Consider the following 13,500-nt stretch of genomic DNA (forward strand, 5'->3'; position numbering starts at 1 on the left):
GCCGACGAGCAGCCATGACATCCGCCAGCACCATCACCGCCGGCCGGGAGGGCACGCCCCGCAAGGGCGGCGTCGTCACGTGGGCGTGCGCGCCGGGCTTCCCGCCCGCCGTGATCTTCCCGTTCACGCCCGCCGAGCGCATGGGCACCCGCAACATCCTCGAGTTCCAGGCCCTGATGTACCGGACGCTGTACTACTTCGGCAGCGACGGCACCCCGAACGTCGACTACGCGCAGAGCATCGGCGAGGAGCCGGTGTGGAGCGAGGACGGCCTGACGGTGCGCGTCAAGGTCAAGCCGTGGAAGTGGTCCAACGGCGAGACGCTGTGCGCCGACAACGTGCTGTTCTGGGTGAACCTGATGAAGGTCAAGGGCGCGCGGTACGGCGAGTACGTGCCGGGCTACTTCCCGGACAACCTGACCGACTACGGCAAGGTCGCCGACGACGAGGTGTTCTTCACCTTCGACAAGACCTACTCCAAGCACTGGGTGCTCTACAACCAGCTCAGCACCATCACGCCGCTGCCCAAGTCCTGGGACCGCACCGCGGCCGGACCGGCGAACGCCTCCGGCGACCTCGCCGACGTCGAGGCCGTCTACGAGTACCTGATGGAGCAGCAGGGCAACATCGTCGACGAGGGCAACGCGCACCGCACCAAGTGGGCCGACAGCCCGATCTGGAGCGTCGTGAGCGGCCCGTGGCGGCTCAAGAGCTACACCATGGAGGGCGTCGTCACGTTCGTGCCCAACGAGCACTACTCGGGGCCGAACAAGCCGTACCTGGACGAGTTCCGCCAGGTGCCGACGTTCTCCGACGAGGAGCAGTACGAGATGCTCAAGGCGGGCCCGGACGCCGAGAACGGCATCCAGGTCGGCTACCTGCCGCTCAGCTTCGCCACCGAGCCCGCGGTCGACCCGGTGGTGGGCGGCCCGAACCCGCTGACCGAGTACACGATGTACCCGCAGTCGGCGTTCTGCATCCGGTACATCTCGCTGAACTTCAACAACCCGACCGTGGTCGGCAAGATGTTCGCGCAGACCTACCTGCGGCAGGCCCTGCAGTCCACGCTGGACCAGGACACCGCGGTGCGCGACATCTACCAGGGCTACGCGTACCGGCAGAACGGCCCGGTGCCCATGTACCCGAAGACGGAGTACGTGTCGCCGCGCCAGCGCGAGGGCGCGTGGCCGCTGCCGTTCTCCCCGGAGAAGGCCAAGGCGCTGCTGGAGGCCAACGGCTGGGACACCAGCGTCACGCCCGCGGTGTGCGTGCGGCCGGGCACGGGCCCGGGCGAGGCCGGCGAGGGCATCCCGGCGGGCACGAAGCTGTCCATCCTGCTGCGCTACGTCGAGGGCCGCCCGGCGCTCACCCGGGTGATGGAGAACTTCCGCGACGCCGCCGCGCAGGCCGGCATCGAGCTGCGGCTGCAGGAGGTGTACGGCTCCATCCTGGTGGCCGAGGACGGGCCGTGCGTGCCGACGCCCGAGACGCCGTGCACCTGGGAGATGTGCTGCTGGAACGGCGGCTGGGCCTACCACCACCCGACCGGCGAGATCCTGTTCTCCACCAAGGCGGGCGGCAACTTCGGCTTCTACAGCGACCCGAAGGCCGACGAGCTGATCGAGCGCACCGTCACCAGCGACGACCTGGAAGTGCTCTACGAGTACCAGGACTACATCGCCAACGAGGTGCCGGTCATCTTCACGCCGAACTTCCCGATCCGGTTGTTCGAGGTCGCCAACACCATCGGCGGGTTCGGGCCCATCAACCCGTACGGGATGATCAACCCCGAGAACTGGTACTACCGCGACTGATCCCCGCGGCACGGGGTCCACCCCGGACCCCGTGCCGTTTCTCGACTCTCCATTGGGGGTTCACCCGTGGTCCTGTCCGCCGCGCCGCCGAGCACCCTCGGCGCGCATTCCCTGCTCGTGTTCCTGGTCCAGGTCGGCGTCCTGCTCGGCGTCGCGCTGGTGCTCGGGCGGCTCGCCGTCCGCATCGGCGTGCCCGCCGTCGTCGGCGAGCTGGCCGCGGGCGTGGTGCTCGGCCCGTCGCTGCTCGGCGCGTTCGCCCCGGTGTTCGACGACCCGACCCAGCTGCACCTGCTCGACGCCGTCGGCCAGTTCGGGGTCCTGCTGCTGGTGGGGTTCACCGGCATGCACCTCGACCTCGGCCTGGCCCGCCGGCAGGGCCGGGCCGCCGCCTGGGTCGGCGCGGGCGGCCTGCTCGTGCCCCTCGGGCTGGGCGTGGCCGCCGGCTTCGCCTTACCCTCCGTGATGCTCGGCCCGGCGGCGGAGCGGCCGGTGTTCGCGCTGTTCATGGGCGTGGCCGTGTGCGTGAGCGCCATCCCGGTGATCGCCAAGGTGCTGCTGGAGATGAACCTGCTGCACCGCGACATCGGGCAGCTCACCGTCACCGCCGCCGCGGTGGACGACGTCGTGGGCTGGTCGCTGCTGGCCGTGGTGTCCGGGATGGCCGCCTCCGGCTTCACCGCCGGTCACGTGGGGTGGGCGCTGGGCGCGCTGGTGCTGGTGGTCGTCGTGGCCGTGGTGGTCGGGCGTCCCGTGGCGCGCGGCGCGTTGCGGCTGGCGGAGCGGTCCGGGGACGCGGGCGTGACCGTGGCGGTGGTCGTGCTGCTGGTGATAGCGTTCGCCGCCGGCACGCACGCCCTGGAGCTGGAGCCGGTGCTGGGGGCGTTCCTGTGCGGCCTGGTGATCTCGTCGGTCGGCGGTGTCGCCCGCGAGCCGCTGGCCGTGGTCCGGACGTTCGTGATGGGGGTGCTCGCGCCGTTGTTCTTCGCGACGGCGGGCTTGCGCATGGACCTGACGGCGTTGCGGCACCCGGCCGTGCTCGGCGCGGCCCTGGCCGTGCTGCTGCTCGCCGTGGTCGGCAAGTTCGCGGGTGCCTACGCGGGCGCGCGGCTGGCCCGGTTGAGCCACTGGGAGGGCCTCGCGGTCGGCGCGGGGCTCAACGCCCGCGGTGTGATCGGCGTGATCGTGGCGCTGGTCGGGCTGCGGCTCGGGGTGCTCACGACCGAGGCTTACACGGTCGTGGTGCTGGTGTCGGTCGTGACGTCGCTGATGGCGCCGCCGACGTTGCGGTACGCGGCACGGCGGATCGCCGTGACCGAGGAGGAACGCGAGCGCGAGAAGGCGTTCGGCGGCGTGCAAGCCCTTTCGAGAGTGGAGTCCCGATGACCAACACCGACCAGCGGCCGCTGCTGCTCGTGGTGGCGACCGGCATGCGGCTGTACCGGGAGTACCTGTTGCGCTCGATCAGCGCGCGGTACCGGGTGCACCTGTTCCTGACCGCGGAACCCGACTGGGAGAAGGAGTACGTGTCCGGCTGGACCGTGCTGCCCTCCACCACGGACGGTCCCGCGATGGCGGCGAAGGCGGCCGAGATCCACGCCGGCACGCCGTTCTCCGGCGTGCTGTGCTGGGACGAGGTGCGCATCCACGCCACGGCGTTCGTCGCGCAGGCCCTCGGGCTGCGCAACGGCGACCCCGCCGTGATCTGGCGGCTGCGCGACAAGGGCGGCACGCGGGCGGCGCTGGACGCGTCCGGCGTGCCGCAGCCCCGCTCGATCCCGGTCAAGACCGTGGACGAGGCGGTCGCCGCGGCGGCCGAGGTCGGCTACCCGGCCATCCTCAAGCCGCGCGGGCTCGGCGCGAGCCTGGGCGTGATCAAGGTGAACGACGAGGGCGAGGTGCGCGCGAACTTCGCGTTCACCGAGGCCGCGCGCGGCCCCGAGCCGGTGGTGTTCGACACCGACCAGCCGATCCTGGTCGAGGAGTTCGTCTCCGGCGAGGAGATCAGCGTCGACTCGGTGGTGCGCGACGGTGTCGTGACGCCGCTGTTCGTCGGCCGCAAGGTCGTGGGCTACCACCCGTACGCGGAGGAGATCGGCCACTTCGTGGACGCCTCCGACCCGCTGCTCACCGACCCCACCCTGCTGGACGTGGCGCAGCGGACGCACAAGGCGCTGGGCTTCACCGACGGCATCACCCACGCCGAGTACATGCTGACCGCCGACGGCCCGAAGGTCATCGAGGTCAACGGCCGCCTCGGCGGCGACATGATCCCCTACCTGGGGCTGCTGGCCACGGGCGTCGACCCCGGCCTGGTCGCGGCGGGCGCCGCCACCGGCGGCGAGGTCGACGTGGCGCACACCCACGACCGCGTGGCCGGCATCCGGTTCTTCTACGTCGACGAGGAGGACACCACGCTCGGCTCGCTGTCGTTCGACCAGGACCGGCTGCCCGAGGGCATCGACCGGGTCGTCACGGTCGCGCAGCCCGGCGCGGTCGTCTCCCCGCCCCCCAAGGGCACGGTGTGGGGCCGCATCGCCTTCGCCATCGCCACCGGCGCCTCGCGTGACGAGGTCGCCACCCGACTCGACGCGGCGCAGGCCGCGCTGGACGTGAAGAGCGCCTGATGACCACCGCAAAAGACACCGACCACGGGATCTGGCAGACGTTCGTCGCCTCGCCCCCGGCCGTGAAGGCCGTGCTGGGTGGCGTGTTCGTCAATAAGGTCGGTGGGTTCCTCAACATCTTCCTGGTGCTGTTCCTGACGGCCCGGGGCTACTCCGCCGGCGAGGCGGCCACGGCGCTGGGCGTCTACGGCGTCGGCAACGTCGTGGGCGTCCTCGTCGGCGGCGCGCTGGCCGACCGGCTGGGCGCGCGCAACTCCACCGTGCTCAGCATGGGCGGCGCGGCGCTGCTCACCGCGGCCCTGCTCTACCTGCCCAACTACGCGCTGCTGATCGGCGCGGTCGCCCTGCTCGGCGCGATCTCGCAGGTCTACCGGCCCGCGTCGGCGACCCTGCTGTCGGAGCTGACGCCCGACGACCGGCAGGTCATGGTGTTCGCCATGTACCGGTTCGGGCTGAACCTGGGCACGACCGCCGCGCCGCTGATCGGCTTCGGCCTCTACCAGCTCGGCGGCGACAGCTACGACCTGCTGTTCTGGGGCGAGGCGGTGGTCGCGGCGGCGTACGCGCTGGTCGCGTTCCGCGTGCTGCCGGCCCGGACCGGGGTCAAGGAGGCGGCGGCCGAGGGCGGGGCCGCGCCCACCGGCAGCTACACCGACGTGCTGCGGGACCGCCGCTACCTGGTGTACCTGGCGGCGACGTTCTTCAACGCCGTGGTCTACGTGCAGTACCTGTCGACGTTGCCGCTGGACGTGCAGGCGTCCGGGGTGCCGATCTTCTGGTACACGCTCGCGGTCGCGCTGAACGGCGGTGCGGTGATCCTGTTCGAGCTGGTGGTGACCAAGAAGACGCAGCACATGCGGCCCAAGCTGGTCGTCGGCGTGGCGTACGCGCTGGTCGGCATCGGCGTGGCGGTGTACGCGCTGCCGCTGGGACCGGCGGTGATCGTCGCGGGCACGCTGATCTGGACGCTGGGCGAGATCATCGGCGGGCCGGTGGTGTTCGCCTACCCGGGCATGGCCGGTCCGGCGCACCTCAAGGGCCGCTACATCGGCAGCTTCCAGTTCGTCTACGGCCTGGGCGCGGCCGTCGGCCCGGTGCTCGGCGGCTTCCTGTTCCTCCAGCTCGGGCACGGCGTGTGGCCGGTGCTGGCGCTGTTCGGGCTCGCGGCGGCCGTGGCCGGGTACGTGTCCACCCGCGACCGCGCGGGGGCCGAGAGCGTTGGGTGACTTCGACTTCCTCGTCGGCCGCTGGTCCATCCACAACCGCAGGCTGCGGCGGCGGCTCGTGGGCAGCGACGACTGGGAGGAGTTCACGTCCACCTCGGACGTGCGGCCGATCTTCGGCGGCGCGGGGAACGTGGACGAGATCACCTTCCCCGACGGCACGTCCGGCCTGACCGTGCGGCTGTTCGACGCCGCCACCGGCCGCTGGTCGCTGAACTGGGCGAGCAGCGACTCGGGGGTGTTCTTCCCGCCGCTGTTCGGCTCGTTCGCCGACGGCGTGGGCACGTTCCTCGGGGACGAGGTGCAGGACGGCACGCCGGTCCGCATCCGCTTCCTGTGGCACCGCATCACCGGTGACTCGGCGCGGTGGGAGCAGGCCATGTCCGCCGACGGCGGGCGGACGTGGGAGACCAACTGGTACATGGACATCACGCGCCAGGCGTGATCCGCCCCGAAGCCCCCGTCCCGGATCGCGGACGGGGGCTTTCGCGCGCCGTCAGGCCACCGCGCGCTCCGGCTCGGCCGCCCGGTCCGGGTCGGGCTGGAGGGCGACCAGGACGATCGCGCCCAGCGTGAGCGCGACGCTGGTCAGGATGACCGGCAGGTAGCCGTGCGCGGCGTCGGCGAGGACCGCGCCGAGCTGGCTGCCGACCGCGACGGCGACCATGTGCAGCGCCCACAGCACGCCGATCGCGGTGCCCTTGCGCCCGCGCGGCAGGATCTTCGCGATCCACATGGTCGTGGCGACGACCGTGACGAGGTAGCTCGCGCCGAACACCGCGCCGAACACCAGCACGGTGAACTCGGCGTCGAAGAACGGGGCGATCGCCATCGCCGCGGCCCGCAGCGCGTAGCCGCCGACGAGCGTCGCCCGGATGCGGCCCCGGTCGCACAGCCTGCCCGCCACCAGCGAGCCGACGATCTCCAGCGCCCCGAGCAGCACGAACGCCACCGAGCTGGTCACCGGCGCCACGCCGTGGTCGTGCATGTGCGGGAACAGGTGGACGTCGATGAACGCCATCGTCGTGCCGCACGCGAAGAACGGCAGGATCAGCCCGCGCACCCGCTTGTCCCCGAACGCGAGGCGGATGCCCGCCCAGAAGCCGTGCTCGGCGGGCGCGGGCGGGGTGGAGTTGCGGTTGGAGTAGCGCACCAGCAGCAGCGACAGCGGCAGGAGCACGACCAGGAACACCACGCCGACGCCGAGCAGGACCTGCCGCCACGACGTGACCGCGCCCAGGAACGTCCACAGCGGCACCAGCACCATGAAGCCGACCGCCGCGCCGTTGGTCAGCACCGCGTACAGGAACCCGGCGTTGCGGCCCCGGAACAGCTGGTCTGCCAGCACGCCCAGCGGCACGAACGACAGCATCGTGCAGCCGACCGCGCCGAGGACGCCGTAGGTCGGCACGAACACCCGGATGTCCGTGGCCACGGCGCAGACCAGCAGCACCACGCCGGTGATGCCCGCGCCGATCGCCAGCACCGGCACCGCGCCGATCCGGTCCGCCAGGTGGCCCACCGCCGAGGACGCCAGGGCGGTCACGACGGCGAACAGCGTCGTGGCGATCGCGAGCGTGCCGCGGCTGACGTCGAAGTCGTCGGCGATCGGCAGGAACAGCACCTGCACGGTGGACTTCATCGACGAGCCCGCCATCGAGATGGCGAAGCTCGCGGTGGTCGCGAACACCGCGAACGCGGTGATGCCGGTTGCGACCTTCGGCAGGGTGCTCATGGTTCTCCCGATCCGCCTCGCGGCAGCCGTCCTCCAGGGTTTTTCATGCTGCCACCCACCCGTGGGCAGCGAGAACACCACCGCGCCTATGGCGGGGTTGGGCCGACCGGAGCACCGCCGCGGGCACGTCGGCCGGGTAGTGTCCCGCTTGCCCATAGGCGATGCGAATGACGCCGACCGGCGGTGCTCCCGCTCGACCGGATGCCCCCTCGGCCTCACCTATCCTGTGGCCGCACGAAGCCGGTCGACGCGGAGGCTCGGATGTCCAGGATCGTCAAGGCAGTGGTCGCCACGGGCAAGGGGCGGCCGGTCGGCCTCGAGGACGTCGTCGTGCCCGACCCCGGCCCCGGCGAGGCGACCGTCCGCGTCCTGGCCTCCGGCGTCTGCCACACCGACCTGCACTACCGCGACGGCGTGATCGGCGACGCGTTCCCGTACCTGCTCGGCCACGAGGCGTCCGGCGTCGTGGAGCAGGTCGGCGCGGGCGTCGACACCGTGGCGCCGGGCGACTTCGTGGTGCTGAACTGGCGGGCGGTCTGCGGGCGCTGCCGCGCGTGCCGCCGCGGCCGCCCGGAGTCCTGTGTGGACGACCACACGGCGACGACCCGGATGACCCTGACCGACGGCACGCCGTTGCAGCCCGCCCTGGGCATCGGCGCGTTCGCCGAGCTGACGCTCGTGCACGCCGGCCAGTGCACGCCGGTCTCGCCCAAGGTCGACCCGGCCGTGGCCGCGCTGCTCGGGTGCGGCGTGATGTCGGGCCTGGGCGCGGCCCTGAACACCGGCGGCGTCACCACCGGCGACACGGTCGCGGTCATCGGCACGGGCGGCGTGGGGTGCGCGGCCGTCGCGGGCGCGAAGCTGGCCGGGGCGACCACGATCATCGCGGTGGACCTCGACGAGCGGAGGCTGTGGCACGCCCGCGAGCTGGGCGCGACGGACCTGGTCGACGCCCGCCGCACGCCGGACGTCGTGGCGGCCGTCCGCGCCCTGACCGACGACCTCGGCGCGGACGTGGTGATCGACGCGGCCGGCACGCCCGAGACGTGGCGGCAGGGGTTCTACGCGCGGGCGCTGGGCGGCACGTTCGTGCTGGTCGCCCGGCCGGAGGCGGGGATGCGCCTGGAGCTGCCGCTGCTGGACGCGTTCCTGCGCAACGGCACCTACCGCACGAGCTGGTACGGCGACTGCCTGCCCTCGCGCGACTTCGCCCCGCTGATCGACCTGCACCTGCAGGACCGCCTCCCGCTGGACCACTTCGTCACCGAGCGGATCTCCGTGACCGACGTGGAGCGGGCGTTCGCGTCCATGCGGTCGGGTGACGTGCTGCGCAGCGTCGTCGTCCACTGAGCCTCGGCCACCGAACCGCACTCCGGCCGCCGGTGTGAAAAAAGCCACTACCTGATCTTTAACATCGCTTTACTATCGGCCCGCGATGCCCGATACTGGTCGCCGAGGGGAGTACTTCCCAAGCGTCTGGCCGGTCAGTACGGACATCCCGAGCGGTGTCCCCGGCAGGCCACCCGCCAGGGTGAAGGAGACCTCGGACTTCGATGTTCGAGGAGCTTCGCATGCCCGTGCACGCCGCCGCCCCGGTCGAGCCCGTGGGGTCGCCCGGCCTGTGGGCCGTCAGCATCGCCGTCCTGGTCGCGCTGCTCGTCGCCGACTTCGTCGTCACCCGCCGCCCGCACGAGGTGGAGCTGCGGGAGGCCGTCGGGTGGTCGGTGTTCTACCTGGCGCTGCCCGTCGGCTTCGGCGTGTGGCTGTGGACGGCGTTCGGGACCGACCGGGCGCTGGAGTTCATGACCGGCTTCGTGGTCGAGAAGTCCCTGTCGGTCGACAACCTGTTCGTCTTCATGCTGCTGCTGGCCGCGTTCGCCGTGCCGACCGAGGTGCGGCAGCGCGTGCTGCTCTACGGCATCGTCGGCGCGCTGGTGCTGCGCGGCGTGTTCATCGCGGCGGGCGCGGCGATGCTGTCGGCGGGCACGTGGGCGTTCCTGGTGTTCGGGCTCGTCCTGTTCGCCTCGGCGGTGAAGATCCTGCGCGAGGCGGTCCGCGGGTCGGCCTCCGAGGAGCGCGACACGTCCCGGATGCGGTCCGTGCGGCTGCTGCGCCGGTTGATGCCGGTGACCGACGACTACCGCGGAACCCGCCTGACCGTCCGCGAGCACGGTCGGCGGGCGCTCACGCCGCTGGCGGTCGTGGTGGTGGCGGTGTTCGCGACCGACGTGGTGTTCGCCGTCGACTCCGTGCCGGCGGTGTACGGCATCACCGACGACCCGTACCTGGTGTTCGCCACGAACGCGTTCGCCCTGCTGGGGCTGCGCGCGCTGTACTTCGTGCTGCACTCGGCGCTGGCGAAGCTGGTCCACCTCAACCACGGGCTGGCGATCATCCTCGGGTTCATCGGCGCGAAGCTGGTGCTGCACTGGGCGCACGGCATCTGGCCCGCCGTGCCGGAGATCCCCACGCCGCTGTCGCTGGGCGTGATCATCGCCGTGCTCGCCGCCGTGACGGTCACCAGCCTGCGCGCCGTCCGCCTCAGGGAACGTCGAGCAGGTCGCGCAGACCAGCGGCCGTGAACGCGGCCACCACGTCGTCCCGGTCCTCGGTGAAGTGCGACCAGCTGTCGCAGTGGACCGGGACGACCCGGCGCGCGCCGAGGAGCCTGGCCGCTTCGACGGCTCCCGCGCTGTCGAGGACGAGCGGCTCGCCGTCGAACAGGACCGGGATGCGGGGCGCGCCCGTGAAGAGGACGGCGGTGTGCACCGGGCCGAAGCGCTCGGCGATCCGCTCGACCGCTTCCAGCGAGGCGTTGTCGCCGCTGACGTAGGTGGTCGGCAGGCCGTCGCCGGTGAGGACGAAGCCGACGACCCGACCGCTGACGGGTTCGACCTCCTCCCTGGTCAGCGGGCCGTGGATCGCGGGCACGGCCGTCACGGCGACCGCGCCGCCGTCGAGCGCGACGGACTCCCAGTCGGCCAGTCCCCTGGCCCGGCCGCCCAGCCGCCGTGCGCCGCCGGGCGTGGTGAGGGTGAGCGGGACGTCGGCGAGGAAGGCGCGGCCGGCGTGGTCGAGGTTGTCGGGGTGCTCGTCGTGGGAGAGCAGGACGACGTTCACGCGGCCCAGGTCGGCCGGCCCGGCGGCGGGCGGGGCGGTCTTGGTCAGCACGCCGCCCGGCAGGGGGTAGTCGCCGGGTTCGTCGAAGGTGGGGTCGGTGAGGAACCTGAGGCCGCCGTAGTCGAACAGGGCGGTCGGGCCGCCGAGGACGCGGACGGCGAGGTGGTCGGCGCTGGTGCCGGACATGGCTTACCTCACGGATGGTTGAGTGGTTATCCGTGAGAAACGTAGCGGTCTCTCACGGATGGACGCAACCCGTACCATGAGAGGCATGCGTGAGGCCCGGATCGAGGACGCCACCGTGCCGCCCGCCCCGGGGGCGGAGGCGCACGTGGCGCTCGATTTCGCCAACAGCGCCGTCGCGTCGCCGGGCGGTCACTTCGTCGACCTGCTGGGCACGCCCGCGGCGGCGGAGCGGTGGCTGTTCGAGCGCGGCCTGGCCCCGGCCGACGCGGGCGTGCAGGAGATGTGCGCGGCGCAGCTGCGGTCGTTGCGCGAGCACCTGAGGTCGTTGTTCGCCGCCCGGGTCGACGGGCTGCCCGCCCTGCCCTCGGCGCTGGCCGCGGTCAACGACGCGCTGGGCAAGGCGCCGACCGCCGCCCTGCTGCGCTGGGACGACGAGACCGGCCCCTACCGCGTGGCGCCGCACCCGACGAACGAGATCCTCGACCGGGCCCTGGCGGCCCTGGCCGCCGACGCGGCCGACCTGCTGACGGGCCCCGACGCGACCCGCCTGACCCGCTGCGGCTCCACCCCGTGCAACCGCTACCTGCTGCGCCACGGCCGCCGCCACTGGTGCTCGACCCGCTGCGGCGACCGCGCCCGAGCGGCCCGCTCCTACGCCCGCCGCACCGGCCGAGCCGACTGACCGTCACCGCGACGACCAGCGCCGGCACCTCGCCGGTCGCCGGGTGGCCGACCCGGGTGTGCGGGCCGAGCCGGGAACGGGCGTGCGTTCGGCTCACCCGAGGTGTTGCAGGACAGCTCGGCCGGTTCCGCGTCCGGCTCTCCCGGGTCGTGACCTCCCCGTCGAAGACCGCCGAGGGCGGCTCACCACTGGATGTCGCCCAACGCCTCCAGCGGCGCGCGGTCGGTCAGGGATTCCGGGACGACCAGGGTGTCCGCGGCGGTCAGGGCGGCCGGGAACGTGAAGCCGCAGCGCTGCTCCACCTCGCCCAGCCGGACCTGGTAGACCCGGAACTCGTCGAGGTCCAGCGACTCCAGGTGGTCCAGGTCCTGCGTCAGCACGAAGGCGCGCGCCCGCAGCGCCCCCGCCGAGACGAACGCGATCACCTTCCAGAACTCGCGCGGCAGGGCCACGCCCCGGAACACCCGGTCGTCCGGCCGGAACACCGGGCCGCCGTAGACGCTCACCCGCAGGTCGTCCACGTCCGCGTCCGACAGCACGGCGTCCTCCAGCCGACCCCACAACCCCTGCCGCATGCTCTGGTTGAAGTCGTCCACCTGGGGCGTGATGTTGGTGAAGTAGAACGAGTCGGTGTTCGCCTTCTCCGCCACCGCCTTCGGCCCCCACAGCAGGTCCGCGCGCCGCGCCAGGTGGCCCCGGTCGAGCCGGTTGCCCCGGTACAGCTCGTCGCCGACCTGGTACCGGGCGGGCACGCGCGGGTCCGGCACGAACGGGATGCCCGAGCGGTTGATCGACTTCAGGTCGCCGCCGTCGAGGTTCCACGCCACCCAGAACGCGAACCGCCGCGACTTGCTCTGCGCCAGGGAGAAGTGCGTGTAGTCGATCACCACCGACCCGTCCAGCTCGACCGCGTCCGCCCTGGCCGCCTCACCCAGCCGCGGCAGGCCCACCGGCGTGCCGAGGAAGTCCTCGTCGAACCCGACCGGCGGCGCCTCCCGGACCCCGGCGGGCGGTGCGAGCGCGATGTCGAGCTTCTCGAACACCGACCCGGCCAGGCACGCCAACGCGTGCTCGTCGGAGCTGCCGCCGGTCTCGCCCGCGAAGTGCAGCCCGGCCAGCGTCCGACCGGTCCGCCCGTTGGCCGCCTTGAACACCCACGCCGAGCCGGAGTCGCCGCCCGTGCTGATCTCGCCGCCGGCCGCCGGCCGCGCCGGGTCGGGCCCGATCTCGAAGCAGCCGATCTCCCGCTGCCCCACCGCCGGCCCGTAGTCGACCTTGACGATGGTGTCGACGCGCCGCACGACGCCGTGCGTGACCCCGGTCGTCCGCCCGCTCTTGACGACCTTGTCGCCCAGCTCCGGCTCGCCGAGCTGCTCCAGCGGCACGCCCAGGTCCAGGACCTCCCGCTCGAACCGGCGGTCCTCGATGGTGGCGACGGCGCAGTCCCCCGCCGCGCCGAGGTGCGACCGGACCAGCCGCCCGAGCCGGTTGCGCCCGGTGCGGTTGTCGTCGTGCACCCCCGGCTGCACCACGACGTCGCCGATCGCACCGCTCGGCCCGTGCAGGACGTGCCAGTTGCTCAGCACGTACGGCGTGCCGTCGACCCGGTCGTACACGACGCACCCGACCGTCCCCGCGGACACCCGCACGTGACCGACGCTGACCCCCGGCACCACCGGGTCGACGCGCGTCTTGCGCACGTCGGCGGCGGTCTCCTCCACCACCCGGAAGTCGACCTCGTAGTCGCGTTGCAGCACGTCGGTGGGCACGGGCACCCCGTCGACCTCGATCGTCGCGGGCAGCAGCGCCGTGCCCAACGCGCGCAACGCCTCGGGCTCGGCCTTCTGCCGCACGGTGAACTGGAGGGCGACCTCACCGGTCGTCCGGCCGTCGACCACCTTGTACCCGACGCCGATCGAGGAGACGTTCGGGTCGCGCAGGTAGTCGGACCCCCTCGACCGCACGAACCGCCGCAACGAGGCCCGCAGGTCGTTCGTCCTCTTGGCCATGAGCGCAAACCCCCTCTGTGCGCGCCGGTGGCCTTGCTGTCGCCGTCACCCGATCGGTTGTTAACCCGCCCGCACCGCGTTCACCCGTTCAGCGCAGCAAACGACCA

General features: G+C 72.4%; 11 protein-coding genes. 8 read left to right on the forward strand and 3 right to left on the reverse strand.

Features of this window, described 5'->3' with window-relative positions; genetic code table 11:
• Window positions 1-14 precede the first annotated feature (14 nt).
• From ACIGNX_RS18395 to ACIGNX_RS18415, 5 genes are all read left to right on the forward strand, one after another.
• The gene (locus tag ACIGNX_RS18395) at window positions 15-1,814 is read left to right on the forward strand and encodes an ABC transporter substrate-binding protein (RefSeq protein WP_396541489.1); all 1,800 of its coding nucleotides are present in this window, start codon (window positions 15-17) and stop codon (window positions 1,812-1,814) included.
• A gap of 66 nt (window positions 1,815-1,880) precedes the next feature.
• Window positions 1,881-3,197 (forward strand): cation:proton antiporter, encoded by a 1,317-nt coding sequence (locus ACIGNX_RS18400; protein ID WP_396541491.1) that lies wholly within the window; start codon window positions 1,881-1,883, stop codon window positions 3,195-3,197.
• A complete protein-coding gene (locus ACIGNX_RS18405; RefSeq protein ID WP_396541493.1) occupies window positions 3,194-4,438 on the forward strand; it encodes an ATP-grasp domain-containing protein in 1,245 nt (414 codons plus the stop codon). The genes ACIGNX_RS18400 and ACIGNX_RS18405 overlap by 4 nt, the downstream gene beginning before the upstream one ends.
• A complete protein-coding gene (locus tag ACIGNX_RS18410; protein WP_396541495.1) occupies window positions 4,438-5,664 on the forward strand; it encodes an MFS transporter in 1,227 nt (408 codons plus the stop codon). Before ACIGNX_RS18405 ends, ACIGNX_RS18410 begins: the two co-directional genes overlap by 1 nt.
• Entirely contained in the window at window positions 5,657-6,106 is a 450-nt protein-coding gene (locus ACIGNX_RS18415) for a hypothetical protein (RefSeq protein WP_396541497.1), read from the forward strand. Before ACIGNX_RS18410 ends, ACIGNX_RS18415 begins: the two co-directional genes overlap by 8 nt.
• Window positions 6,107-6,157: 51 nt before the next feature.
• Here the strand turns inward: ACIGNX_RS18415 and ACIGNX_RS18420 are convergent, their stop codons facing one another.
• The gene (locus tag ACIGNX_RS18420; protein ID WP_396541498.1) at window positions 6,158-7,396 is read right to left on the reverse strand and encodes an MFS transporter; all 1,239 of its coding nucleotides are present in this window, start codon (window positions 7,394-7,396) and stop codon (window positions 6,158-6,160) included.
• Between the two features lie 261 nt (window positions 7,397-7,657).
• On the opposite strand from ACIGNX_RS18420, the gene ACIGNX_RS18425 reads away from it, so the two are divergent.
• On the forward strand, window positions 7,658-8,746 hold the full coding sequence (locus ACIGNX_RS18425; protein ID WP_396541500.1) for an S-(hydroxymethyl)mycothiol dehydrogenase: 1,089 nt from the start codon (window positions 7,658-7,660) through the stop codon (window positions 8,744-8,746).
• Between the two features lie 221 nt (window positions 8,747-8,967).
• Entirely contained in the window at window positions 8,968-9,978 is a 1,011-nt protein-coding gene (locus tag ACIGNX_RS18430) for a TerC/Alx family metal homeostasis membrane protein (protein ID WP_396541502.1), read from the forward strand.
• Here ACIGNX_RS18430 and ACIGNX_RS18435 read toward each other — a convergent pair.
• The gene (locus ACIGNX_RS18435) at window positions 9,938-10,702 is read right to left on the reverse strand and encodes an MBL fold metallo-hydrolase (protein WP_396541504.1); all 765 of its coding nucleotides are present in this window, start codon (window positions 10,700-10,702) and stop codon (window positions 9,938-9,940) included. The two genes, ACIGNX_RS18430 and ACIGNX_RS18435, sit on opposite strands and share 41 nt — an antisense overlap.
• Window positions 10,703-10,787: 85 nt before the next feature.
• Between ACIGNX_RS18435 and ACIGNX_RS18440 the strand changes: the two genes are divergently transcribed.
• Window positions 10,788-11,384, forward strand: coding sequence for a CGNR zinc finger domain-containing protein (locus tag ACIGNX_RS18440; protein WP_396541506.1), 597 nt, complete (start codon window positions 10,788-10,790; stop codon window positions 11,382-11,384).
• A 182-nt stretch (window positions 11,385-11,566) separates the two neighbouring features.
• Here the strand turns inward: ACIGNX_RS18440 and ACIGNX_RS18445 are convergent, their stop codons facing one another.
• Window positions 11,567-13,393 carry a DNA/RNA non-specific endonuclease gene (locus ACIGNX_RS18445; protein WP_396541508.1) on the reverse strand — a complete coding sequence of 609 codons (1,827 nt, stop codon included), beginning with the start codon at window positions 13,391-13,393 and terminating at the stop codon, window positions 11,567-11,569.
• Window positions 13,394-13,500 lie beyond the last annotated feature (107 nt).

Origin of the sequence: Actinosynnema sp. NPDC053489, from assembly GCF_044544865.1 — a bacterium.
Classification (GTDB): Bacteria; Actinomycetota; Actinomycetes; order Mycobacteriales; family Pseudonocardiaceae; genus Actinosynnema.